24 protein-coding genes are annotated in these 21927 nt (G+C 65.6%); 15 read left to right on the top strand and 9 right to left on the bottom strand.

The window, feature by feature from the left end; all coding sequences use genetic code 11:
- Positions 1–39: 39 nt before the first annotated feature.
- Positions 40–4326: a DEAD/DEAH box helicase gene (locus tag AC1RCO_RS24935; RefSeq protein ID WP_492618142.1), complete on the bottom strand. Its 4287-nt coding sequence runs from the start codon at positions 4324–4326 to the stop codon at positions 40–42.
- Between the two features lie 189 nt (positions 4327–4515).
- Between AC1RCO_RS24935 and AC1RCO_RS24930 the strand changes: the two genes are divergently transcribed.
- Together AC1RCO_RS24930 and AC1RCO_RS24925 are read left to right on the top strand one after the other, a co-directional pair.
- Positions 4516–5400, top strand: coding sequence for a sugar nucleotide-binding protein (locus AC1RCO_RS24930; RefSeq protein ID WP_036995925.1), 885 nt, complete (start codon positions 4516–4518; stop codon positions 5398–5400).
- Complete coding sequence (locus AC1RCO_RS24925) at positions 5393–6322, top strand: NAD-dependent epimerase/dehydratase family protein (RefSeq protein WP_492618141.1); 930 nt, start codon at positions 5393–5395, stop codon at positions 6320–6322. Before AC1RCO_RS24930 ends, AC1RCO_RS24925 begins: the two co-directional genes overlap by 8 nt.
- Positions 6323–6380: 58 nt before the next feature.
- On the opposite strand, the gene AC1RCO_RS24920 is transcribed toward AC1RCO_RS24925, so the two are convergent.
- From AC1RCO_RS24920 to AC1RCO_RS24900, 5 genes are all read right to left on the bottom strand, one after another.
- Positions 6381–7079 carry an OmpW/AlkL family protein gene (locus AC1RCO_RS24920; RefSeq protein WP_011063748.1) on the bottom strand — a complete coding sequence of 233 codons (699 nt, stop codon included), beginning with the start codon at positions 7077–7079 and terminating at the stop codon, positions 6381–6383.
- 167 nt (positions 7080–7246) lie between these two features.
- Positions 7247–7768, bottom strand: coding sequence for a DUF3299 domain-containing protein (locus tag AC1RCO_RS24915; protein WP_169893459.1), 522 nt, complete (start codon positions 7766–7768; stop codon positions 7247–7249).
- A gap of 25 nt (positions 7769–7793) precedes the next feature.
- The gene (locus AC1RCO_RS24910; protein ID WP_015637208.1) at positions 7794–9059 is read right to left on the bottom strand and encodes an ABC transporter permease; all 1266 of its coding nucleotides are present in this window, start codon (positions 9057–9059) and stop codon (positions 7794–7796) included.
- A 1-nt stretch (position 9060) separates the two neighbouring features.
- Positions 9061–9771, bottom strand: coding sequence for an ABC transporter ATP-binding protein (locus tag AC1RCO_RS24905; RefSeq protein WP_019093216.1), 711 nt, complete (start codon positions 9769–9771; stop codon positions 9061–9063).
- Positions 9772–9832: 61 nt separating this feature from the next.
- On the bottom strand, positions 9833–10447 hold the full coding sequence (locus AC1RCO_RS24900) for a DUF2796 domain-containing protein (RefSeq protein WP_220223345.1): 615 nt from the start codon (positions 10445–10447) through the stop codon (positions 9833–9835).
- A gap of 134 nt (positions 10448–10581) precedes the next feature.
- Between AC1RCO_RS24900 and AC1RCO_RS24895 the strand changes: the two genes are divergently transcribed.
- Positions 10582–10923, top strand: coding sequence for a hypothetical protein (locus AC1RCO_RS24895; protein WP_015637205.1), 342 nt, complete (start codon positions 10582–10584; stop codon positions 10921–10923).
- Positions 10924–11013: 90 nt separating this feature from the next.
- Here the strand turns inward: AC1RCO_RS24895 and trxA are convergent, their stop codons facing one another.
- The 3 genes from trxA to AC1RCO_RS24880 form a co-directional block, all read right to left on the bottom strand.
- Entirely contained in the window at positions 11014–11886 is an 873-nt protein-coding gene (trxA, locus tag AC1RCO_RS24890; RefSeq protein WP_492618140.1) for a thioredoxin, read from the bottom strand.
- A 62-nt stretch (positions 11887–11948) separates the two neighbouring features.
- Complete coding sequence (locus AC1RCO_RS24885; protein ID WP_072444890.1) at positions 11949–12605, bottom strand: class I SAM-dependent methyltransferase; 657 nt, start codon at positions 12603–12605, stop codon at positions 11949–11951.
- The gene (locus tag AC1RCO_RS24880; RefSeq protein WP_011063740.1) at positions 12602–13060 is read right to left on the bottom strand and encodes a hypothetical protein; all 459 of its coding nucleotides are present in this window, start codon (positions 13058–13060) and stop codon (positions 12602–12604) included. The genes AC1RCO_RS24885 and AC1RCO_RS24880 overlap by 4 nt, the downstream gene beginning before the upstream one ends.
- A 129-nt stretch (positions 13061–13189) precedes the next feature.
- Here AC1RCO_RS24880 and nrdR point away from each other — a divergent pair, with 129 nt between their 5' ends.
- From nrdR to AC1RCO_RS24820, 12 genes are all read left to right on the top strand, one after another.
- On the top strand, positions 13190–13654 hold the full coding sequence (gene nrdR / locus AC1RCO_RS24875; RefSeq protein ID WP_019095943.1) for a transcriptional regulator NrdR: 465 nt from the start codon (positions 13190–13192) through the stop codon (positions 13652–13654).
- Positions 13651–14784, top strand: coding sequence for a bifunctional diaminohydroxyphosphoribosylaminopyrimidine deaminase/5-amino-6-(5-phosphoribosylamino)uracil reductase RibD (ribD, locus tag AC1RCO_RS24870; RefSeq protein WP_072444894.1), 1134 nt, complete (start codon positions 13651–13653; stop codon positions 14782–14784). Before nrdR ends, ribD begins: the two co-directional genes overlap by 4 nt.
- A 47-nt stretch (positions 14785–14831) precedes the next feature.
- Complete coding sequence (locus AC1RCO_RS24865; protein ID WP_011063737.1) at positions 14832–15494, top strand: riboflavin synthase; 663 nt, start codon at positions 14832–14834, stop codon at positions 15492–15494.
- A gap of 16 nt (positions 15495–15510) precedes the next feature.
- Entirely contained in the window at positions 15511–16602 is a 1092-nt protein-coding gene (ribBA, locus tag AC1RCO_RS24860) for a bifunctional 3,4-dihydroxy-2-butanone-4-phosphate synthase/GTP cyclohydrolase II (RefSeq protein WP_011063736.1), read from the top strand.
- A 91-nt stretch (positions 16603–16693) separates the two neighbouring features.
- Positions 16694–17170: a 6,7-dimethyl-8-ribityllumazine synthase gene (gene ribH / locus AC1RCO_RS24855; RefSeq protein WP_011063735.1), complete on the top strand. Its 477-nt coding sequence runs from the start codon at positions 16694–16696 to the stop codon at positions 17168–17170.
- Positions 17167–17667 (top strand): transcription antitermination factor NusB, encoded by a 501-nt coding sequence (nusB, locus tag AC1RCO_RS24850; RefSeq protein WP_011063734.1) that lies wholly within the window; start codon positions 17167–17169, stop codon positions 17665–17667. Before ribH ends, nusB begins: the two co-directional genes overlap by 4 nt.
- Before the next feature lie 18 nt (positions 17668–17685).
- Positions 17686–18651: a thiamine-phosphate kinase gene (gene thiL / locus AC1RCO_RS24845; protein WP_011063733.1), complete on the top strand. Its 966-nt coding sequence runs from the start codon at positions 17686–17688 to the stop codon at positions 18649–18651.
- Positions 18648–19151 carry a phosphatidylglycerophosphatase A family protein gene (locus tag AC1RCO_RS24840; RefSeq protein ID WP_011063732.1) on the top strand — a complete coding sequence of 168 codons (504 nt, stop codon included), beginning with the start codon at positions 18648–18650 and terminating at the stop codon, positions 19149–19151. The genes thiL and AC1RCO_RS24840 overlap by 4 nt, the downstream gene beginning before the upstream one ends.
- A gap of 10 nt (positions 19152–19161) precedes the next feature.
- Positions 19162–19905 (top strand): substrate-binding periplasmic protein, encoded by a 744-nt coding sequence (locus tag AC1RCO_RS24835; RefSeq protein ID WP_015637198.1) that lies wholly within the window; start codon positions 19162–19164, stop codon positions 19903–19905.
- A 128-nt stretch (positions 19906–20033) separates the two neighbouring features.
- Positions 20034–20651 (top strand): GTP cyclohydrolase II, encoded by a 618-nt coding sequence (ribA, locus tag AC1RCO_RS24830; RefSeq protein ID WP_011063730.1) that lies wholly within the window; start codon positions 20034–20036, stop codon positions 20649–20651.
- Positions 20648–21067 carry a hypothetical protein gene (locus tag AC1RCO_RS24825; protein ID WP_011063729.1) on the top strand — a complete coding sequence of 140 codons (420 nt, stop codon included), beginning with the start codon at positions 20648–20650 and terminating at the stop codon, positions 21065–21067. Before ribA ends, AC1RCO_RS24825 begins: the two co-directional genes overlap by 4 nt.
- On the top strand, positions 21067–21864 hold the full coding sequence (locus tag AC1RCO_RS24820) for a cobalamin-binding protein (protein ID WP_011063728.1): 798 nt from the start codon (positions 21067–21069) through the stop codon (positions 21862–21864). The genes AC1RCO_RS24825 and AC1RCO_RS24820 overlap by 1 nt, the downstream gene beginning before the upstream one ends.
- The last annotated feature ends 63 nt before the right edge of the window (positions 21865–21927 follow it).

The following is a 21927-nucleotide window of genomic DNA, read 5'->3' as shown; positions in this document are numbered from 1 at the left end:
CGGGCCCTTTCGCCGGCAGCCGGCTCCTACGGGGGGAGGTCAGTGCCGGATGAGCTTGTTGCGCAGGGCCTGGGCGGCCAGGGGTTCCAGCTCCAGCCACAGGTGCTGGGTGCCGCCGATGTCGGCGGCCGCCGGCAGGCCGTCGCGGAACACCAGGCGGTTGCCGCTCAGGGCCGGGACCTTGGGCCCGGGCAGCAGGGTCCCGGCAAGGTTCAGCGGGTCGACGCCGCACACCGCGATCAGGCTGCCGTCATGGGGCCGGCGGCGCACTTCGCGCAGTAGCGGGATGGCTTCCGGCAGGGCGAACTGCTCGCCGGCCAGGCCGCTGACGAAGCGCCCGCCGCGAATTTCTCCGCGGGCTTCCAGGCGATGGAAGGTACGCAGCAAATCGCGCCAGTTGGGCAGCCAGTCGGCCTCGCGCTCCAGCAGGCGCCAGAACACCACGCCATAGCGGCGTAGCAGGGTCATGGCCACGTGCTCCAGGGTGGCGGCGCTATCCTCGCTGGCGGCGCGGCGCAACAAGGCCCAGCGCCCCGCGTCGTCCATTCCTCCGACGAAGGCGCCGCGACCCCGTCGGCTGCTGCGGTTCTGGCGCTTGCTGGCCGGGGTGATCAGGGCCCGCAGCCCGGCGAAGCTGTCGGCGTTCACCCATCCGGCGCCTACCAGTTCCTGCAGCACGGTTTCCAGTTCGCTGCGCAGCAGGTGGGCTTCCTGCAGCAGTTCATCGAAAAACAGTGCGCCCAGCTGGCTCAGTACGGCGTGAACCTTCTGGGCTTTGGGTGACAGGTCACTGCTGTCGATGGGGCAGGTCAGGGCGTTCCAGAGCGCCACGCGGGCCCGGGGCAGCAACACGATGGGAGTGCTGCGCAGGGCGCTGCCGGCGATCTTGCCGCTGCTGTTGATCCGGCTCCAGACCACCTTGCCGCTGCGGCACAGGTCATCCAGCCAACTGGCGGAGTAATCCTTCAGGCGCGCCGGCAGCAGGTCGCTGTCCCAGGCCGAGGCCGCTGCGGGGTAGCCTTCGAACTGCGCGACCACCTCGGCCAGCATGGCGCTGCCCTGGCCCTGGGTACCCGGCGACAGGTGCTGCCAGTCGAACAGAAAGCGCATGAAATCCTGCAAGGCCACCGGTTCGATTTCCCGGCGCAGGCGCTTCACCGTGTAGCGGTGGATCCGCGCCAGCAGGTGACGTTCGCACCATTGTTCTTCATCGCCGCCAGGGCTGAAGCGCCCCCGCAGCACATAACCTTCGCTCTCCAGCTGGATCAGCGCCTGGTGGATGCTGGAAGCGGGCAGGCCCAGGGGCGCGGCGATCTGCGCCAGGGTCAGGGGAGCGAAGCCGCTGAGGCGGGCGCGAATCAGCTCCACCAGGGCCGGCTGTGCCTCCCAGGCCTGGTCGAAACCGGGCACCGGTTGCAGCGCGGGTTGCAAGGCGGCCTGAGGGTACAGCGCCCGCAGACAGCAGATGCGCTCCAGGGCCAGCCACAAGCCGCCGCCCGGGCCGGCCTGCAAGCGGCAGGCGCGGCCCTGGCTGGAAAGGGCTTGCAGCCACTCGGGCCAGTGGAGGTTGGCCTGGGCCTCGGCTTCGCTGATACAGGCCAGGCTCATCAGCGCTTCGTGCATTTCATCGGCACTGGCCGGGGCTGGCCAGGCTTCGGCGGCCACCGCGGCAATCGCTTCGGCATCCAGGGCGCCCAGGTCGTCGGTGGCTTGCGGGTCGCTCCAGCGCCGGGCCAGCACCGCCTGGGTACGGCGTTCCTCCAGGGGCGCGTCATCGAGAAAGGTGTAGGGCTTGGCGCTGAGGATTTCCGCCGCCAGGGGCGAGGGCGCCGGCAGTTCGCGGCTGAGCAGGCGCACCTGGCCCTGTTCCATGCGCCGCAGCAGGTTCAACCAGCCTTCGCTGTCCATGGCTTCGTGCAGGCAGTCGTCGAGGGTCTGCTCCACCAGCGGATGGTCGGGAATCTCGCGCTCGCCGGCCAGGTTTTCCAGGCAGGCGATCTGGTCGGGAAACACGCTGGCGATCAGGTCTTCGCTTTTCATGCGCTGGATCTGCGGCGGCACTTTGCGCCCGCCGCTGTAGCGCGGCAGGGCTAGCGCCACTCCGGCGTTCCAGCGCCAGCGCACGCCGAACAGCGGTGCGTCCAGCAGCGCCTGGACCAGGATGTGTTCGGCGCTGTTGCTGTGCAGGTAACGCCAGACCTCGTCCAGGGCGAAGCTGTGGCTGGTGGACAGGGAAAGGACGATCGCGTCCTCGCTGGCGGCAGCCTGCAATTCGAAATTGAAGGTGCGGCAGAAACGCTTGCGCAGGGCCAGGCCCCAGGCGCGGTTGATGCGGCTGCCGAAGGGGCTGTGGATCACCAGTTGGGTGCCGCCGGACTCGTCGAAGAAGCGCTCCATGATCAGCGTGTCCTGGGACGGCAGCGCGCCCAGGGCCAGGCGCGCCGGTGCCAGGTAATCCACCAGTTGCTCGGCGCTGGCCAGGTTCAGGCCCAGTTCGTGGTGCAACCAGTGGATGGCCGCTTGCAACTGGCCGGGCGTGGCGCCGAGCAACTCGTCGAGTTGGGCCAGCAGGCGCGCCACGGCACCGGAGAGTTCGGCGCTGCGCCCGGGGGCTTCGCCGAGCCAGAAGGGAATGTTCGGCGGCTGGCCCTGGGCATCCTCGACCCGCACCTTGCCGGTTTCCACCCGCAGGATGCGATAGGAGGTGTTGCCCAGCTGGAACACGTCGCCGGCAATGCTTTCCACGGCGAAGTCTTCGTTGACGCTGCCAATGTTCAGCCCCTGGGGCTCCAGCAGCACGCTGTAGTCGGCGTTGTCGGGGATGGTCCCGCCGCTGGTCAGCGCGGTCAGTTGGGCGCCTCGGCGCCCGCGCAGGGTGCGGGCCAGGGCGTCGCGGTGCAGGTAGGCGCTGCGCAGGCCCTGGCGCCCGTTGAAGCCCTCGGCGAGCATCTGCAACAGCGCCTGGTAGTGGGCCTGATCCAGGTCGGCGTAGGACGCGGCCTGGCGCAGCATGTCCAGCAGCGCGGCTTCCGACCACTCCTGGCAGCTGACTTCAGCGACGATCTGCTGGGCCAGCACATCCAGGGGGGCATGGGGAATCAGTAGAGTGTCCAGTTCGCCCCGGCGCACGCAGTCGAGCAGGGCGGCGCATTCGATCAGGTCGTCGCGGGTCAGGGCGAACAACCGGCCCTTGGGCGTGCCGCCCACCTGGTGACCGGAGCGGCCGACCCGCTGCAGAAAGGCCGAGATCGAGCGCGGCGAGCCGATCTGGCACACCAGGTCGACATCACCGATATCGATCCCCAGCTCCAGGGAAGCGGTAGCGATCAGCACTTGCAGGTCGCCGGCCTTGAGCCGCTGCTCGGCTTCCAGGCGCTGCTCCTTGGCCAGGCTGCCGTGGTGTGCGGCCACCGCCTGCTTGCCCAGGCGCTCGCTGAGGTGGCGGGCCAGGCGCTCGGCCAGGCGCCGGGTGTTGACGAATATCAGCGTGGTGCGGTGTTCCCTGGCCAGGTTGGCGAGGCGCTCGTACACCAGCTCCCAGACGTCATTGGCCATGACCGCCGACAGCGGCACCGGCGGCACTTCGATGTCCAGGTCCCGGGGCCGGGCGTGGCCGATATCGACAATTTCGCAAGGGCGGCCGTGGCCCACCAGAAAGCGCGACACGGCTTCGATGGGCTTCTGCGTGGCGGACAGGCCGATGCGCAGCAAGGGTTCGGCGCACAAGGCCTGCAAGCGTTCCAGGCTCAGGGCCAGGTGGCTGCCGCGCTTGCTGCCGGCCAGGGCGTGGATTTCGTCGACGATCACGCTGCGGGTGCTGGCCAGCATCCTGCGGCCGGAATCCGAGCCCAGCAGCACGTAGAGGGATTCCGGGGTGGTGACGAGGATCTGCGGCGCGCTCTTGCGCATGGCGTTGCGGTCTTTCTGCGGGGTATCGCCGGTGCGCACCGCGGTGCTGATGGACAGTTCCGGCAGGCCCATGCGGCGCAATTGCTCGGTGATGCCCGCCAGTGGCTGCTGCAGGTTGATCTGAATGTCATTGCTCAAGGCCTTGAGTGGCGACACATACACCACCAGGGTGGCGTCCGGCAGCTGGCCACCGCCGGCCAGCCCCTGGCGCACCAGGTCATCGATCACCGCGAGAAAGGCGGTCAGGGTCTTGCCGGAGCCGGTGGGCGCGGCGATCAGGGTCGAGCGGCGCTGGGCGATCAGCGGCCAGGCGCGGGCCTGGGCTGGGGTCACAGCGGCAAATGTATGCTTGAACCAGGCGCTGACAGCGGGGTGGAAGCCGTCCAGCACCGGATTCACGGATTGGGCAAGGTTCATGGATGGATTTATGCGGCCGCACCCGGCAACTTGCAAGCACCGTTGATTCCATGGGGCCTCGACACTTTCTGAGTGACGCTTGCGCCACAAACCCGCAAAATGCAACGATTCCGGCAATTATCGACGGCCAGCCCCACGAGACTGGCCGACTCCAACCATCGTTCTGAACAGACTGGGCCTGCTGACTCTATGCGAATGCGCCTTATGTTACTGGGCGGCGGAAATGCCCTTGGGCAGGCGCTGATTCGCCTGGGTGCGGAGGAAGACATCGGTTTCCTCGCCCCCCGTCCGCCGCAAGACGGCTGGGATGCCGCGAGCCTTACGCAACTGCTCGACGACACCCGCCCGGATGCCTTGATCAACCTGGCTTACTACTTCGACTGGTTTCAGGCGGAGAGCGTGAGCGAGGCGCGCTTGAGCGGCCAGGAACGGGCGGTCGAGCGCCTGGCAGAGCTTTGCCAGCATCACAACATCATCCTCCTGCAACCTTCGAGCTACCGGGTGTTCGACGGCTCCCGGGCGACTGCCTACAGCGAAAAGGACGAGCCGGTGCCCCTGGGCCTGCGCGGCCAGGCTCTGTGGCGGATCGAGCAAAGCGTTCGCGCCACCTGCCCGCAGCACGTGCTGCTGCGTTTCGGCTGGCTGCTGGATGACAGCCCGGACGGCATTCTCGGGCGTTTCCTGGCCCGGGCCGAATCCCCGGACGAACTGTTGATGGCCGACGACCGGCGGGGTAATCCGACTCCGGTGGACGATGCCGCGCGGGTGATCATCTCGGTGCTCAAGCAGCTCGATTGCGCCGCGCCGCTTTGGGGCACCTACCACTACGCCGGCCAGGAAGCCACCACGCCCCTGGCCCTGGGGCAGGCGGTGCTGACCGAAGCCCGGCAATTGCACCCGCTGGCCATCGAGGCGCCGACCGCCCAGGCCCATGCCGCCAGCGCCGATGCCGCCGAGGAACCGCAGCACGCAGTACTGGCCTGCAAGAAAATCCTTCATACCTTCGGGATCAAGCCGCGCGCCTGGCGTGCCGCGCTCCCGGCTTTACTGGATAGGTTTTATCGTCATGGCTGAAGGCCTCGTATTGATCACCGGCGGTGCCGGTTTCATTGGCTCGCACCTGGCCGATGCCCTGCTCGCCAAGGGCTACGCGGTGCGGGTGCTGGACGACTTGTCCACCGGCAAACCGAGCAACCTGCCGCTGGCTGATCCGCGGGTCGAGCTGATCGAGGGCAATGTGGCCGATGCGTCGCTGGTCAGCCAGGCCATGCAAGGCTGCTGCGCTGTGGCGCACCTGGCAGCGGTGGCCTCGGTGCAGGCCTCGGTGGACGACCCGGTGCAGACCCACCAGAGCAATTTCATCGGTACCCTGAATGTCTGTGAGGCCATGCGTGAGCACGGCGTCAAGCGAGTGCTGTTCGCTTCCAGCGCCGCGGTGTATGGCAACAACGGGGAAGGCCAGTCCATCGACGAGGACACGGCCAAGGCGCCGCTGACCCCTTATGCCGCGGACAAGCTGGCCAGCGAGTACTACCTGGATTTCTACCGGCGCCAGCACGGGCTGGAACCGGCGATCTTTCGCTTCTTCAACATCTTCGGCCCGCGCCAGGATCCCTCTTCGCCCTATTCCGGGGTGATCAGCATCTTCAGCGAACGGGCCCAGCAAGGCTTGCCGATCACCGTGTTCGGCGATGGCGAGCAGACCCGGGATTTCGTCTACGTCGGCGATCTGGTTCAGGTGCTGGTGCAGGCCATCGAGGCGCCGCAGTTGGAAGTGGGAGCGGTCAACGTTGGCTTGAACCAGGCCACGACCCTCAAGCAGATGCTCGCGGCCCTGGCCGAGGTGGTGGGTGCCTTGCCACCCATCAGCTACGGCCCGGCTCGGGCGGGCGATATCCGCCATTCGCGGGCTGGCAACCAGCGCCTGCTGCAGCGCTTCAAGTTCCCCGAGCCGACCCCGATGAGCGTCGGCCTCGCCCGCCTGATGGGGCGCTGAGGGAAAACACGCACATGAAAAAGGCGCCTTGCAGGCGCCTTTTTTATTGCTGGCGGGTTTAGAACTTGTAACCCAGGCCCACCATGTAGACCCATGGGTCGACGTCCACATTGACCTTGGCACGAGTGCCGGCGGCCAGGGCGTTGTTGTCCACGTAGGCGCGGGTATCGATGTCGATGTAGCGTGCCTGGGCGTTGATCATGATGTTGTCGGTCAGCATGTAGTCGGCACCGATCTGCCAGGCCAGGCCCCAGGAGTTCTTGGCGCGGAAGTTGTCGAAACCTTCGGACTGGGCGCGGCTGCCGACGTGCTCGTCGTAGATCCAGGTGTAGTTGATACCGGCACCGACGTAGGGTTGGAACACCGACTTGTGGTCCAGCGGGTAGTACACCACGCTCAGGGTCGGTGGCAGGTGCTTGAGAGTACCCAGCTTGCCGTTGGCCGGAGCCAGGGACGTGTTGCGGATCTTCACGTCGTGTTCGAACGGGGTGGCGGCCAGCAACTCGATACCGATGTTGTTGGTCAGCATGTAGGCGAAGTTCAAGCCCAGCTGAGTGTCGCTGTCCATGGTCGCCTTGCCGCCCAGGTTGGCGCCAGCCAGTGGGCCGCTGTCGACCTTGACGTCGGAGCTGTTGGCTTTGGGTTTGACGGTAATCGCACCAGCACGAACGATGATGTCACCAGCTTCGTGGGCGTTGGCAATCGGGGCGGCGAGTGCGAGCGCGATCAGGGAGGCGCTAAGCAGAGACTTGTGCATGGGAGCTCCAAAGGACGATTCAGATTGGCTATGTCCAATGGTAAGGATCGTCAAGTTGACCGCCTTGACTCAGCTCAATGAAATGGCAAACCCCGGTTGGCGGGGTGAACTATTCTTTTGCCCCGCACTCTTTTGACGTTCCCCGGGCGTCGCCCGCCCGCACTCTTTTACTCCGGCAACTCGTAGACGTAGATCTTCTGCGCCACCATCTGGTAGCCGGCATCCGCCAGCTCGCTGGTGGAGGGCTTGACCTGCATGTCGCCTTCGATCCAGTACGGCTGGTACAGCTCATCGAGTTTCACCCCGACTTCGCTGGTGACGTGGACGATCTGGTTCGACGGCGGTGGCGGTACGTGGATGCAGGCGCCGAAGTAGGGCACCAGCAGGAAGTCTGTGGTGCGTCCTTCCTCGCTCACTTCCAGGGGCACGATGTAGCCGGGCAGGCGCACCGATTGGCCGTCGAGGCTCTTTACCACCGGGGCATTGGGCAGGTCCTGCTTGGCAGCGGGAGCCGATTCGGCGGACAGCGCATCGCTCATCTGCGACAGGTCGTGCAGCGGCTTCATGTTCGGCACTTCCGGCGGCGCGTCCGGCGGGATCATTTCCGACCAGGTCAGGTCCTTCGGAGCCCCCGCCGCCCACAGCGGCGAGCTGAACAGCAGCGACAGGGCAAGCAGAGAGCGCAGCAAGCGTTGGGTCTTCATAAACCAGGGCTCATAAACGAATCGACAGGCCATCGGCCAGGGATTGCCGGTAGGCGCGCCAGGCCGGCACGCTGCCCATCAGCAGCGCGGCGATCAGAATACCGCCCAGCAGCGTCCACTCATACTGGCTGGGCCAGGACAGTGGCAGGTACAGGCCGTAATTCGACTGCACGTAGCCCTGGGCCAGGGCGATGCCCAGGTACAGCAGGCCAAGCCCGGCCAGCACCCCGAACAGCGCCAGGGCGAAGGCTTCGAAGATCAGCAGGGTCGCAATGTGCCAGGGGCGCGCGCCCACCGAGCGCAGGATGGCCATCTCCCGCCGGCGTTCATTGAGGCTGGTGAGGATCGCCGTGAGCATGCCGATCAGGCCGGTCAGGACCACGAACAGCGACACCACGAACAAGGCTTTCTCGGCGGTGCCCATCAGGCTCCAGAGTTCCTGCAGGGCCACGCCGGGCAGGATCGCCAGCATCGGCTCGCCGCGGAATTCGTTGATCTCCCGTTGCAGGGCGAAGGTCGAGATCTTGCTGTTGAGGCCCAGCATGAAGGCGGTGATGGCCTGGGGCGTCAGGTCCATGTTGCGCGCCTGGTCGGCGCTGATGCGCCCCTCGCCACGGGCCGGCACGCCGTTGTGCCAGTCGATGTGGATCGCCTCCATGCCGCCCAGGCTGATGTGCAGGGTGCGGTCCACCGGAGTGCCGGTGCGCTTGAGGATGCCGACCACGGTGAAGGGCTTGTCGTCGTGCTTGACCAGGCTGATGGCCGCAACGCCATGGGCCAGTACCAGCTTGTCCCCCAGCTTGTAGTGCAAGGCATCGGCGACTTCGGCCCCCAGCACCACTTCGAAGGGGTCGCTGGCGAAGGCCCGGCCCACCGCCAGTTGCAGGTTCTGCTGGTGGCCGTACTGGTAGTGCTGGAAGTAGGCGTCGGTGGTGCCCATCACCCGATAGCCGCGGTGGGAGTCGCCCAGGGAAATCGGGATTGCCCATTTCACCTTGGGGTTGCTGGCGAAGTGCTCGAAGCTGTCCCAGCGGATGTTGTTGGTGGCGTTGCCGATGCGGAATACCGAGTACAGCAGCAGGTTCACCGAACCGGAACGGGCGCCGACGATCAGGTCGGTGCCGCTGATGGTGCTGGCGAAACTGGCCCGGGCTTCGGTGCGCACCCGCTCCACCGCCAGCAGCAGGCAGACCGAGAGGGCAATGGCGAAGGCGGTGAGGATCGCGGTGAAGCGACGGTTAGCCAGGCTGGCCATGGCTAGACGGAACAGATACATCTCAGACCTCTGCGGGCTTGGCGGCGCGATTGAGTTCGGCCAGCGATAGGTTGCGATCGAACAGCGCTGCCAGGCTCTGGTCGTGGCTGACGAACAGCAGGCTGGCCCCGGCTTCGCGGCATTCGGCGAACAGCAATTGGAGGAAGGCTTCCCGGGCGTCGTGGTCCAGCGCCGAAGTCGGTTCGTCGGCAATCACCAGTTCCGGCTGGCCGATCAGCGCCCGGGCCGCAGCGACCCGCTGCTGCTGGCCGATGGATAGCGAATCGGCGCGGCGGCCGAGCAGCTCCGGGTCCTTCAGCCCCAGGTGGGCCAGCAGGGTGGCTGCGGCCTGGTCGACGCTGCCATGGCGCTGTGCGGCGCGGCCGGCCCGTAGCTTGGAGAAGTGGCAGGGCAGCTCGACGTTCTCGCGTACCGAGAGAAACGGCAGCAGGTTGAACTGCTGGAAGATGTAGCCGGTGTGATCGACGCGAAAGCGGTCGCGGGCGCCGGCCGAAAGCTCGGTCAGCTCCTGGCCCAGCAGGCGAATGCTGCCCTGGTTGGGTTTCTGCACGCCGCCCAGCAGGCCCAGCAGGGTGGTCTTGCCGCTGCCGCTGGGGCCCTTGAGGAACAGGGTTTCGCCGACTTCCAGGCGAAAGTCCGGGATGTCCAGTAACGGTGGATGACCGGGCCAGTTGAAGCCCAGGTTGGACAGTTCGATAAGTGCTTGGGTCATGTCGGGTCGATCATCGGATGAGTGTTGTAGCCGCCGAAGGCAGCGGCTACAGGGTTGGCGCTCAGAACTTCAGGGTTGCCGCCGTGGCGCTGGCTTCGACGCCCTGCTGGCCATTCGGCGAAATGAGTTGTACCTGAATTTTCTGGGTGGCGGGGAAGGTCTTGAAGACCTGCCCCAGATCGAGGGTCTTCAGGGCATCCGGCTTGGCGCAGGTGAACTGGTAGTGGGCGTGGATCTCGCTGTGCTCATGGTGATGCTCGTGGCCAGCGGTGTCCTTGGCATCTTCGTCGTGGTCGTCGTCATCGTGATCATCGGCATCGGGCTTGTCGCCGAACAGCGGGCTCTCCAGCTCCTGCTTGGCCACCACGCACGCCGCTGCCTTGGGCAGGCTGAACAGCACCAGCGGCTGTTCCAGCTGGGTGCGGGCGGCAGCCACCTTGGCCTTGTCGGCGTCGGTGCTCGGAGCGTGTTCGAAGCCCACCAGGTTCATTGCCGGGCTCTCCAGCTCCAGTTCCAGGGTCTGGCCGTCGAGCACTGCGTTCAAACGGCCGACTCCATGTTCGTGGGCGCCGAGGCTGCCATGTTCATGTTCATGCTCGTGATCATGGGCTTGCGCGGCCTGGGCGGCGGCCAGCGGCAACAGGGCGAACGGCAGGGCGAGTAGCAGACGGCGCATAGCAAGTCTCCGGAGCGAAGATGAAATAAATGTTATGTGATCTTATAACAATCGGCCGCTGAGTTTGACCGGCCGCTTGGCGTTGCGCAAGACGCGTGGGAGCATGCTCGTCAGAAAAATTCAGGAGCACAGCAATGTTGCGGATTCGTGGAAGCATCGGCGACTGGCCGGTGGATTTGACCCTGGAACTGGACGAAGGCGACTGGGCGCAACTGGGTGCGCAGTTGCAGGCGGCCAAGCCCGAGAGCGTCGCGGTGGCGGCGAAGCCGGCCAGCCAGGACGATGCCCTGTGGCAGACCACCAAGGAGTTGCTGCGCAAGGCCGGGCAGCTCAGCGGGCCGGAGTTGCTGGAGCAACTGGAAGGGCTGGCCGGTAGCGCTGCGGCAGGCAAGCGCTTGTTGGTGCGCTTGCGCCACTGCGCCGAGGTCAAGGTGGTGAGCGGCGCCGATACGCCGATCTACAGCTGGGTGCAATGACCCTGTAGGAGCCAGCTTGCTGGCGGGCGCGTTCGACCTGTGAACGCTTTCGCTGGCAAGCCAGCTCCTACACAAGCCAGCTCCTCCGGCTCAGTACAGGGCGGCGAACAGCTTGCGGCGGTAGGCGGTCACCAGCGGGTGGTCGTTGCCCAGCAGGTCGAAGACTTGCAGCAGGGTCTTGTGGGCGATGCCTTCGTTGTAGCTGCGGTTGCGCATGAACAGCTTGAGCAGGGCTTCGAGCGCCGCTTCATATTGCTGGCGCGCCAGTTGCTGGATCGCCAGTTGGTACAGCGCTTCATCGTCCTGCGAGTCCTTGGCCAGGCGCGCCTTGAGCTCGGCGGCGTCCGGCAGGTCCGCGGCCTGCTTGAGGAAGGTGATCTGCGCCTTGGCTCCGGCCAGGGCCGCCTTGTGCTCATCGCTCTTGACCGCGTCGAGCACGGTCTGGGCTTCACCCAGCTCGCCACGCTCGGCCAGGCAGCGGGCGTAGAGGATCAGCGCCTTGGCGTTGCTGTTGTCTTCGCCCAGCAGCACCTTGAGCAGGGCCTCGGCATCGCCGATACGACCTTCGGCAAACAGGGCTTCGGCCTGTTCCAGCAGATCGGCGGCCGGCGGTGGCGGCATCTGCACATGGGGTTCGAGCATGGCCCGCACCGCGGATTCCGGTTGCGCACCGGCAAAGCCGTCTACGGGCTGGCCGTCCTTGAACAGCACCACGGTGGGCAGGCTGCGGATGCCGAAGCGGGCGACGATGTCCTGCTCGATGTCGCAGTTGACCTTGGCCAGCAGCAGTTCGCCCTGATAGCTCTCGGCAATTTGCTGCAGCATCGGCATCAGCGCCTTGCAGGGCGCACACCACTCGGCCCAGAAGTCCACCAGGACCGGCTTGTGAAAGGAGTTCTCGATCACCGACTGGTCGAAATCAGCGGTGCGGGCGTCGAAGATGTAGGGCGTTTCCTGACTCATGGGGTATCTCGAATAAGCGGGAATGGAACCACTATAAAGGCTGGCCGGGAGGCTGAAAATCGCTATCGCCGCTGTGCGTGATAGAGGCTCACGTTGCGAAATTCCCAGGGTTCGGCCAGGTCGGGCAGGGTGAGGGCATTGAGCATTTCCAGGCGCTGATAGAGCGGGTGCTGGAAGTCCCGTACGCGGGAATCCGCCACCAGGGCCTGGCGGCCACGGCTGAGGAACTGGTCCAGCAGCGGCAGGTTGGCCCGGTCGTAGAGTACGTCCGCCACCAGGATCAGGTCGAAGCGGTCGGCCTCGGCGAAGAAATCCATGGAATAGCTCAGCTCGACGCCATTGAGTCGGGCATTCGCCCGGCAGGCGGCAATGGCCAGCGGGTCAAGGTCACAGGCCACCACTTCCCGGGCCCCGGCCTTGGCCGCGGCAATCGCCGCCACGCCGGAACCGGCACCGAAATCCAGCACCCGCTTGCCCGCGACCCAATGCGGCTGCTGGGCCAGGTAGCGCGCCAGGGCCAGGCCGCTGGCCCAGCAGAAGCTCCAGTAGGGCGGCTCGTGGAGGATGCGCCGGGTTTCTTCCGGGGTGAAGGCGCGGTCCATGTTGTCGGCGTCGATCAGCCAGAGCTTCAGCGTGGTATCGGGCAGCTCGCAGGCTACCAGTCGCGCGTCCCCCAGCAGTTCGCTGAGGGCAGCTTGCAGGTCGAGCGGGACATTCATGGGGCTTTGACAAATTGCAGTTGGCCCAGGGCCTGGCTGGTGGGTTGGTCGATGCGTTGGGCCGGCAGGTGCAGGATCAATTGGCCGGACTGGCTGGCGCGGCCGCGCAGTTCGACCCGGGCGCCGGCCGGAAAGGCTTCGGTGGCAAAGCGCAGGCGGAACGGCAGGGCCTGGCTGGTGCCGCTCAGGTTGCTGCTGGCCAGCAGGCGTTGCGGACGGCCGCGCTCATCGATCACCAGCAGGGCCAGCTCGACGTCGGCGCCGGCCGGTACGCCCTCGAGGGTGCCACTCAACTCGCGCTGGTAGGCCGGCAAGGGGCCTGGATCGGCCGGTTCCTGATTTTTTTTCACCGCCTGCTGCTGTGAAGTGGAGGGGGCCGCGGTTTTTGGTGCATCGCTGCTGCAAGCGACCAACAGGCTGACAAGACTGAGCAGAACGAGCGGTCTGAGCGGCATCTGAAGCTCCAACAAGGCGAATTTCCGTGTGCGAAACATAATAGTCGGTCTGTATACCGTAAAGGCTATGGCTTGTCTTGCCAGTGGGATGCGCTACCATGGCCCTCCCTTTTTTTGTTGCCTGCCACCATGCACTGTCCCTTCTGCGGTGCCAACGACACCAAGGTCATCGACTCGCGTCTGGTCGCCGAGGGCGAACAGGTGCGCCGCCGGCGTGAATGCCTCGCCTGTGGTGAACGTTTCACCACCTTCGAAACCGCCGAACTGGTGATGCCGCGCCTGATCAAGACTGACGGCAGCCGTCAGCCCTTCGACGAAGAAAAACTGCGCGCCGGTATGCAGCGCGCCCTGGAAAAACGCCCGGTGAGTGTCGAGCGTCTGGAGGCGGCGCTGGTGCACATCAAGCACAAGCTGCGCGCCACCGGCGAGCGCGAGGTCAAGTCGCTGGTCGTGGGTGAGCTGGTGATGACCGAGCTGCAGAAGCTCGATGAAGTCGCCTACATCCGCTTCGCCTCGGTCTATCGCCGTTTCCAGGACCTCAACGAATTCCGCGAAGAGATCGACCGTCTCGCCCGTGAGCCGGCCAAGCAATGAGCCAGCCTGCCGAGCAAGCGGTCCTCGACGCCCACTACATGGCCCGTGCTCTGGAACTGGCGCGCAAGGGTCGCTACTCCACCCATCCCAACCCACGTGTCGGCTGCGTCATCGTGCGCGACGGCCAGGTAGTGGGCGAGGGCTGGCACGTGCGGGCCGGCGAGCCCCATGCCGAGGTGCATGCCCTGCGCGCGGCCGGTGAACTGGCCCGTGGCGCCACCGCCTATGTGACCCTCGAACCCTGCAGCCATCACGGGCGTACGCCGCCCTGCGCCGACGCCCTGGTGAATGCCGGTGTGGCACGGGTGGTCGCGGCCATGCAGGACCCCAACCCGGAAGTGGCCGGCCGTGGCTTGCAGCGCCTGGCCCAGGCCGGCATCGACACCCATGGCGGTGTGCTGGAAGGCGAGGCGCGGGCGATCAATAAAGGCTTTCTGAAACGCATGGAGCACGGCTTGCCTTATGTGCGGGTCAAGCTGGCCATGAGCCTGGATGGCCGCACCGCCATGGCCAGTGGCGAGAGCCAGTGGATCACTGGCCCTGCGGCGCGCTCTGCAGTGCAGCGCCTGCGGGCCGAGTCCAGCGTGGTACTGACCGGCGCCGACACAGTGCTGGCGGACGACGCGCGGCTGACCGTGCGCGCCGCCGAACTGGGCCTGGATGCCGAGCAGACCGCCCTGGCCATGAGCCGGCCGCCGTTGCGGGTGCTGATCGACGGCCGCCTGCGGGTGCCTCTGGATGCGCCATTCTTCAAGGCCGGCCCAGCGTTGGTTGCCACTTGTGCGGCGGTGGAAGAGCAATACGCCAACGGCCCGGAATGCCTGATTGTTCCCGGCCCCGATGGCCAGGTGGATCTGCGTCGCCTGCTGTTGGAGCTGGCGGCCCGTGGGGTCAACGAAGTGCTGGTGGAAGCCGGCCCACGCCTGGCCGGGGCCTTTGCCCAGCAGGGCCTGGTGGACGAGTACCAGATATTCGTCGCCGGCAAGTTCCTCGGTTCCTCTGCGCGGCCGTTGCTGGACTGGCCGCTGGCGCAGATGAGCCAGGCGCCATTGCTGAAGATCATAGAAATGCGTGCGGTGGGCGATGACTGGCGAGTCACTGCCATCCCGGCCCCGCCAGCGAGCGTATAATTCCCGACTTTCGCCTACCCGGCGGCCCTGTTCTCGAGGAGGACTCCATGTTCACCGGCATCATCGAATCCATCGGCAGCATTCGCGCATTGACCCCAAAAGGCGGAGATGTGCGGGTCTATGTAGAAACCGGCAAGCTTGATCTGGCCGACGTCAAACTGGGCGACAGCATCGCGGTGAACGGCGTCTGCCTGACCGCTGTTGAACTGCCTGGCGATGGTTTCTGGGCCGATGTCAGCCGTGAAACCCTGGACTGCACCGCCTTTCATCAGTTGAAGGCCGGCAGCCGGGTGAACCTGGAGAAAGCCCTGACCCCGACCACCCGCCTGGGCGGTCACCTGGTCAGTGGCCATGTCGACGGCGTCGGTGAAGTGGTGGCGCGGGAAGAAAATGCCCGGGCCATCCAGTTCCGCATCCGCGCACCGAAAGAGCTGGCCAAGTACATCGCCCATAAAGGCTCGATCACCGTCGACGGCACCAGCCTGACGGTCAACGCGGTCAATGGCGCCGAGTTCGAGCTGACCATCGTTCCCCACACCCTGGCGGAAACCATCATGGCCGACTACCGGCCGGGTCGGCAGGTCAACCTTGAGGTGGACCTGCTGGCGCGCTACCTGGAGCGCTTGCTGCTGGGCGACAAGGCGGCCGAGGCCACGGGCGGCACCATTACCGAAAGTTTTCTGGCCGCTAACGGCTATCTCAAATCCTGACTCAAGGGGGTGCCGAGTGGCGCTCAACAGCATCGAAGAACTGGTTGAAGACATCCGCCAAGGCAAGATGGTCATCCTCATGGATGACGAAGACCGCGAGAACGAAGGCGACCTGATCATGGCCGCCGAGTGCTGCAAGGCCGAACACATCAACTTCATGGCCAAGCACGCCCGCGGCCTGATCTGCATGCCCATGAGCCGCGAGCGCTGCGAGCTGCTCAAGCTGCCGCTGATGGCGCCGCGCAACGGTTCGGGGTTTGGCACCAAGTTCACCGTCTCCATCGAGGCCACCGAAGGCGTGACCACCGGCATCTCCGCCGCTGACCGCGCCCGTACCGTGCAGGCCGCCGCTGCCAAGGACGCCAAGGCCGAGGACATCGTCAGCCCGGGCCACATCTTCCCGCTGATGGCCCAGCCCGGCGGCACCCTGGCCCGCGCTGGCCACACCGAGGCCGCCTGCGACCTGGCGCGCATGGCCGGTTTCGAGCCCAGCGGGGTGATCTGCGAAGTGATGAACGACGACGGCACCATGTCCCGTCGCACCGAACTGGAAGCCTTCGCCGCCGAGCACAACATCAAGATCGGCACCATTGCCGACCTGATCCACTACCGGATGATCCACGAACGCACCGTTCAGCGGATTGCCGAGCAGCCGCTGGATAGCGAACTGGGCCAGTTCAACCTGGTGACCTATCGTGATTCCGTGGAAGGCGACGTGCACATGGCCCTGACCCTGGGCGAGATCTGCGCTGAAGAGCCGACCCTGGTACGGGTGCACAACATGGATCCGCTGCGCGACCTGCTGATGGTCAAGCAACCGGGCCGCTGGAGCCTGCGGGCGGCCATGGCCACGGTGGCCGAGGCCGGCAGTGGCGTGGTGCTGTTGCTCGGGCACCCGCTGGATGGCGACGTGCTGCTGGCGCATATCCGTGAAACCGCGGAGCACCAGCCGGCGAAGAAGCCCACCACCTATAGCATCGTCGGTGCCGGTTCGCAGATCCTGCGCGACCTGGGTGTACGCAAAATGCGCCTGATGAGTGCGCCGATGAAGTTTAATGCGATATCCGGTTTCGACCTGGAAGTTGTAGAATACGTGCCCTCCGAATAAAAGCCGCCTGTTTCCGGCAGCCTATTCGCGGTTCAAATATCACTGAAGAGCGTGTACTAGACACGCTCTGGCTCTTTAAGAGATTTGTCGAATGACCCTGAAGACCATCGAAGGTACCTTCATCGCCCCTAAAGGCCGCTATGCCCTGGTGGTCGGCCGTTTCAACAGCTTCGTCGTCGAAAGCCTGGTCAGCGGCGCGGTTGACGCCCTGGTTCGCCACGGCGTGAGCGAAAGCGACATCACCATCATTCGTGCTCCTGGCGCCTTCGAAATTCCGTTGGTTGCACAGAAAGTGGCACAAAAGGGTGAGTTCGCGGCAATCGTCGCCCTGGGCGCGGTCATTCGTGGCGGTACTCCGCACTTCGAATACGTGGCTGGCGAGTGCACCAAGGGCCTGGCCCAGGTGTCCATGGAGTTCGGCGTGCCAGTGGCCTTCGGCGTGCTGACCGTTGACTCGATCGAACAAGCCATCGAGCGTTCCGGCACCAAGGCCGGCAACAAAGGTGCTGAAGCTGCCCTGTCCGCCCTGGAAATGGTCAGCCTGCTGGCGCAGTTGGAGGCCAAGTGATTAGCGACGATAGCGATCGTTTCAACCCGCGCGATCCCAAGCCTGCCAATGCCGGCAAGCCATCCAAGAGCGCCAAGCGTCGCGAAGCCCGTCAGCTCGCGACCCAGGCGCTGTACCAATGGCACATGGCCAAGCATTCGCTGAACGAGATCGAAGCGCAGTTTCGGGTCGACAACGATTTCACTGACATCGATGGCGCCTACTTCCGTGAGATCCTGCACGGGGTTCCGGCCAACAAGAACGAGATCGACACCGCGCTCGTGCCTTGCCTGGACCTGGCCATCGATGAGCTGGACCCTGTGGAACTGGCGGTTCTGCGCCTGTCCACCTGGGAACTGCTCAAGCGCGTCGACGTGCCGTACCGCGTTGTGATCAACGAAGGTATCGAACTGGCCAAGGTCTTCGGTTCCACCGATGGCCACAAGTTCGTCAATGGCGTACTCGACAAGCTGGCCCCACGCCTGCGCGAAGCTGAAGTGAAGGCGTTCAAGCGCTGAACCGCGCTTGCAGCTGCCATGGGCGAGTTTGAGCTGATCCGCAACTTCTTCGCTGCCGCGCCTTGTGCGCAGGGCGGCGAGGGTGTTGCCCTGGGGATCGGCGACGACTGCGCCTTGCTGGCAGTTGCCCCTGGCGAGCAGTTGGCGATTTCCACCGACACCCTGGTGGCCGGTGTGCATTTCGCCGATCCCTGCGAGCCCTTTCTTCTTGGCCAACGCTCCCTGGCGGTGGCTGTCAGCGACCTGGCCGCCATGGGCGCCACGCCACTGGCCTTTACCCTTGCCCTGACCCTGCCGACGGTAAGCACCGATTGGCTGCAGGCCTATGCCCAAGGCTTGAATGCCATGGCGCAGAACTGCGGGGTGCGCCTGATCGGTGGCGATACCACCCGCGGCCCCTTGACCCTGACCCTGACGGTATTCGGCCGGGTACCTGCCGGCCTGGCCCTGACCCGCAGCGGTGCTCGGGCAGGCGATCTGCTGTGCGTCGGCGGTGACCTGGGCAACGCCGCCGGCGCCTTGCCGCTGGTTCTGGGCCAGCGCAGCGCCGAGCCGGCGCTGGCTGAGCCACTGCTGGCCCATTACTGGTCGCCGCAACCGCAACTGGCCCTGGGCCAGGCGCTGCGGGGCAAGGCCACGGCGGCGCTGGACATCTCCGATGGCTTGCTGGCCGACTGCGGCCATATCGCCACGGCCTCGGCGGTTGGTTTGCAGGTCGAGGTCGAGAAGCTACCGCTGTCGCCGGCGCTGCTGGGCTTTCTCGGCCAGCAGGGCGCTCGCGCCGCGGCCCTGAGTGGCGGTGACGACTACGTCCTGGCCTTCACCCTGCCACCGGCCGAACTGGCGCCGCTACTGACGGCCGGCTGGCCAGTGCGGGTGGTCGGGCGAGTGGTGGCCGGGCAGGGGGTGACCCTGCTGGATGCCGATGGGCAGGACATCACCCCCGGCACCCGGGGTTATCAACACTTTCCGGAGACACAGTGACAGATCATCCCAAACAGGTCCCGGCGGAGTTCGTACCGCCGTCGGTGTGGCGCAACCCCTGGCATTTCCTGGCCTTCGGCTTTGGTTCCGGCACCTTGCCCAAGGCGCCGGGCACCTGGGGTTCGCTGGTTGCGCTACCCTTTATCCCGCTGTGGCAGATGTTGCCGGACTGGGGCTACTGGCTGATGCTCGGCATCACCATGCTGTTCGGCTTCTGGCTGTGCGGCAAGGTAGCCGACGATCTGCGAGTGCATGACCATGAAGGCATCGTCTGGGATGAAATGGTCGGCATGTGGATCACCCTGTGGCTGGTGCCCGAAGGCTGGTACTGGCTGCTGGCAGGTTTCCTGATGTTCCGCTTCTTCGACATTCTCAAGCCCTGGCCGATTCGCTGGATCGACCGGCATGTGCATGGCGGCGTCGGCATCATGCTCGACGACGTCCTCGCCGGGGTGTTTGCCTGGCTGGCGATGCAAGGGCTGGTGTGGTGCTTCAGCTGAGGAAATAGGCATGGGTGTGTGCCGCGCGCTGCTGGTATTGCTGGTTGCCTTGAGCTGTTGCAGCGTTCGGGCCGCGGAGCCGCAGGCGCAGCCCAGGCACATTCGCATCGCCAGCGAGGTCTGGAGCGATTACACCGAAGCCAACGGCGAGGGGCTGGGCTGGGACATCCTGCGCGAAGTCTTCGAGCCGCTGGGTGTGACCATCGAACGTTGCAGCGTGCCCTATACCCGTTCGGTCGGGCTGGTACAGCGCGGCGAAGTGGACGCCCACATGGGTGCCTACCGTGATGAGTCGCCGGGTGTGCTTTACCCCCACTGGAACTACGACACCGATCACATCTACGCCCTGGGACTGGCCAGCAACCCCGAGTTGAGCCTGGCGACTATCGCCAGTTACCGACTGGTCTGGGTGCGCGGCTACAAGTACCAGGACTACCTGCCCAATATCCGTCGCTACAACGAGATCCGCCGGCGCATCGGCATCCTGCCGATGCTGCTGTACAGCCGCGCCGACTATTACATCGATGCCCAGACCGAGATCGACTACGTGCTGGGGCAGGCCTCCGATCCGAGCCAGTTCAAGCGTACCCACCTGACCGAGCTGCCGCTGTACCTGGGGTTCGCCAGCAACCCGCGCGGGCGGGAAATGCGCGAACTGTACGACCAGCGCATGGCACAGCTGGTGAGCACCGGGCGTTTGCGGCCGATCTTCGAGCGCTGGAAACAGCCTTATCCCTTTGACGGGAGCCCTTAGCCGGCGGTGCGTTGATCAAACTTATCGATCTTTATCTCCGATAATTCAGCCTAAGCGTCCAGTGGAGGCTGCTGTTACAATGCCGCCTCTGCGAATCTCCAGTCCTCATACAGATCAGGAGCACAACAGTGCCCGTCGTTTTTGTTGCTGCTTGCAAGCTGCCTACGCCTTTTGCGCAATTCACCATGCATGGTTTTCTCGATGAAGCTACCGGCCGCGAGCATGTGGTGCTCAGCCTGGGCGATATCGCCGACGGCGCTCCGGTTCTCGGCCGCCTGCACTCCGAGTGCCTGACCGGCGATGCACTGTTCAGCCAGCGTTGCGACTGCGGCTCGCAACTGGAAGCCGCCCTGCAGGCCATTGCCCGCGAAGGTCGTGGGGTGTTGCTGTACTTGCGCCAGGAAGGCCGGGGTATCGGCCTCTTGAACAAGATCCGCGCCTACGAACTGCAGGACGGTGGCGCCGACACCGTGGAGGCCAACGAACGCCTGGGCTTTGCCGCCGACCAGCGCGACTACGCCATGTGCCTGCCGATGCTGGAGCACCTGGGGGTCAAGTCCCTGCGCCTGATGACCAACAACCCGCGCAAGGTCAAGGCCTTGACCGAGATGGGGATCCAGGTCGCCGAGCGCGTCCCGCTGCACACCGGCCATAACCCGCACAACAAACTCTACCTGGCGACCAAGGCCAGCAAGCTCGACCACATGATGGGCAACGAGCACCAGGGCGAGGTCGACCGCGCGTGACCCGGGGCCAAGTCAAGCGGCGCCTGACCGTCAGTTGGTGGCAATACCTGGCCCTGGGCCTGTTGCCGTTGTTCGTGATCAACGCGCTGTTCGGCCAGGGCGAGCCCATCCTGCCGGTGCTGGCGATGCCGTTCTTCATTGCCGGGGTGGCATCGATGTTCGTCAGCCTGCGCTTCTTCGGCGGCTACAAGCACGCCCTGATCGCCACCCAGAAAGCCCTGGACACTCCCGAGGAACCGGCGGCCTGGATCAACCTTGCGGCCAGCCGGCGGGTGGCGTTCCTGGCGGCGTCGCTGCCGGCCTGGATCGGCACCCTGGCGGTGTTCGTCGGCCTGGAAGCGGTGCCGCTGATGCTTCTGGCGGTGTCCACGGCGGTGCTGTTCTACCTCTATCGCATTCCGCGTCAACTGGGCTGATGCTGCGCTGGCTGGCGGTCCTGTGCCTGCTGGCCAGTGTTCCGGCGCTGGCGGCGCAGCGGGTGGTGAGTCTTGCGCCATCGCTCTCGGAAATCGTTGTAGAGCTGGGGGCTGCCGAGCTGCTGGTGGGCGTGCTGGATGCCGGTGAACGGCCCGCGCCGCTCAAGGACCTGCCTTCGGTGGGGCGCTACGGCCAGCTGGATATCGAGCGCTTGCTGAGTCTCAAGCCTGATCTGCTGTTGCTCTGGCCGGGCAGTGTCGGCCCGGCCCAGCGCGATCAACTGGCGCGCCTGGGGATCCCCACCCTGGTTGCCGAACCCCATGACTTCCCGCAACTGACCGCGCAGATTGCCGAGATCGGCGAGCGCCTGGGTCGCCCGGCGGCCGGCCGCGAGCTGGCCGCCGAGTTGAACGGGCAACTGGCTGCATTGCGCGTCCGCTATCACCGCGAACCGCCGTTGCCGGTGTTCTATCAGGTCTGGGACCAGCCGCTGTATACCGTGGGTGGTGGGCAGATCATCAGCGAAGCCTTGAGTGTCTGCGGCGCGCGCAATGTGTTTGCCGACCAGCAACTGCCGGCGCCCCAGGTCAGTATCGAGTCGGTGTTGCAGCGCAATCCGCAGGCGATCCTCGCCACCGCCCAGGGACAACTGGATGCCTGGAAGGACTGGCCGCAGGTCGCGGCGGTGCGGCAAGGGCGGTTGCTGCTGGTAAGGGACAAGGGCCTGGAGCGGCCCAGCGGGCAGATGATTGCCGCGACGGCCAGGCTCTGTGCCTTGATCGCACCTGAGCGCTGAGCCCCTTCACCGGCAGGCCTTGCCCTAGGGGCCTGTAGGAGCCGGCTTGCCGGCGAAGGCGGC

This window comes from Pseudomonas sp. GW823-FHT03E05, assembly GCF_058796855.1.
The sequence above is the reverse complement of the archived record's forward strand: the minus strand, read 5'-3'. Positions and strand labels throughout refer to the sequence as shown.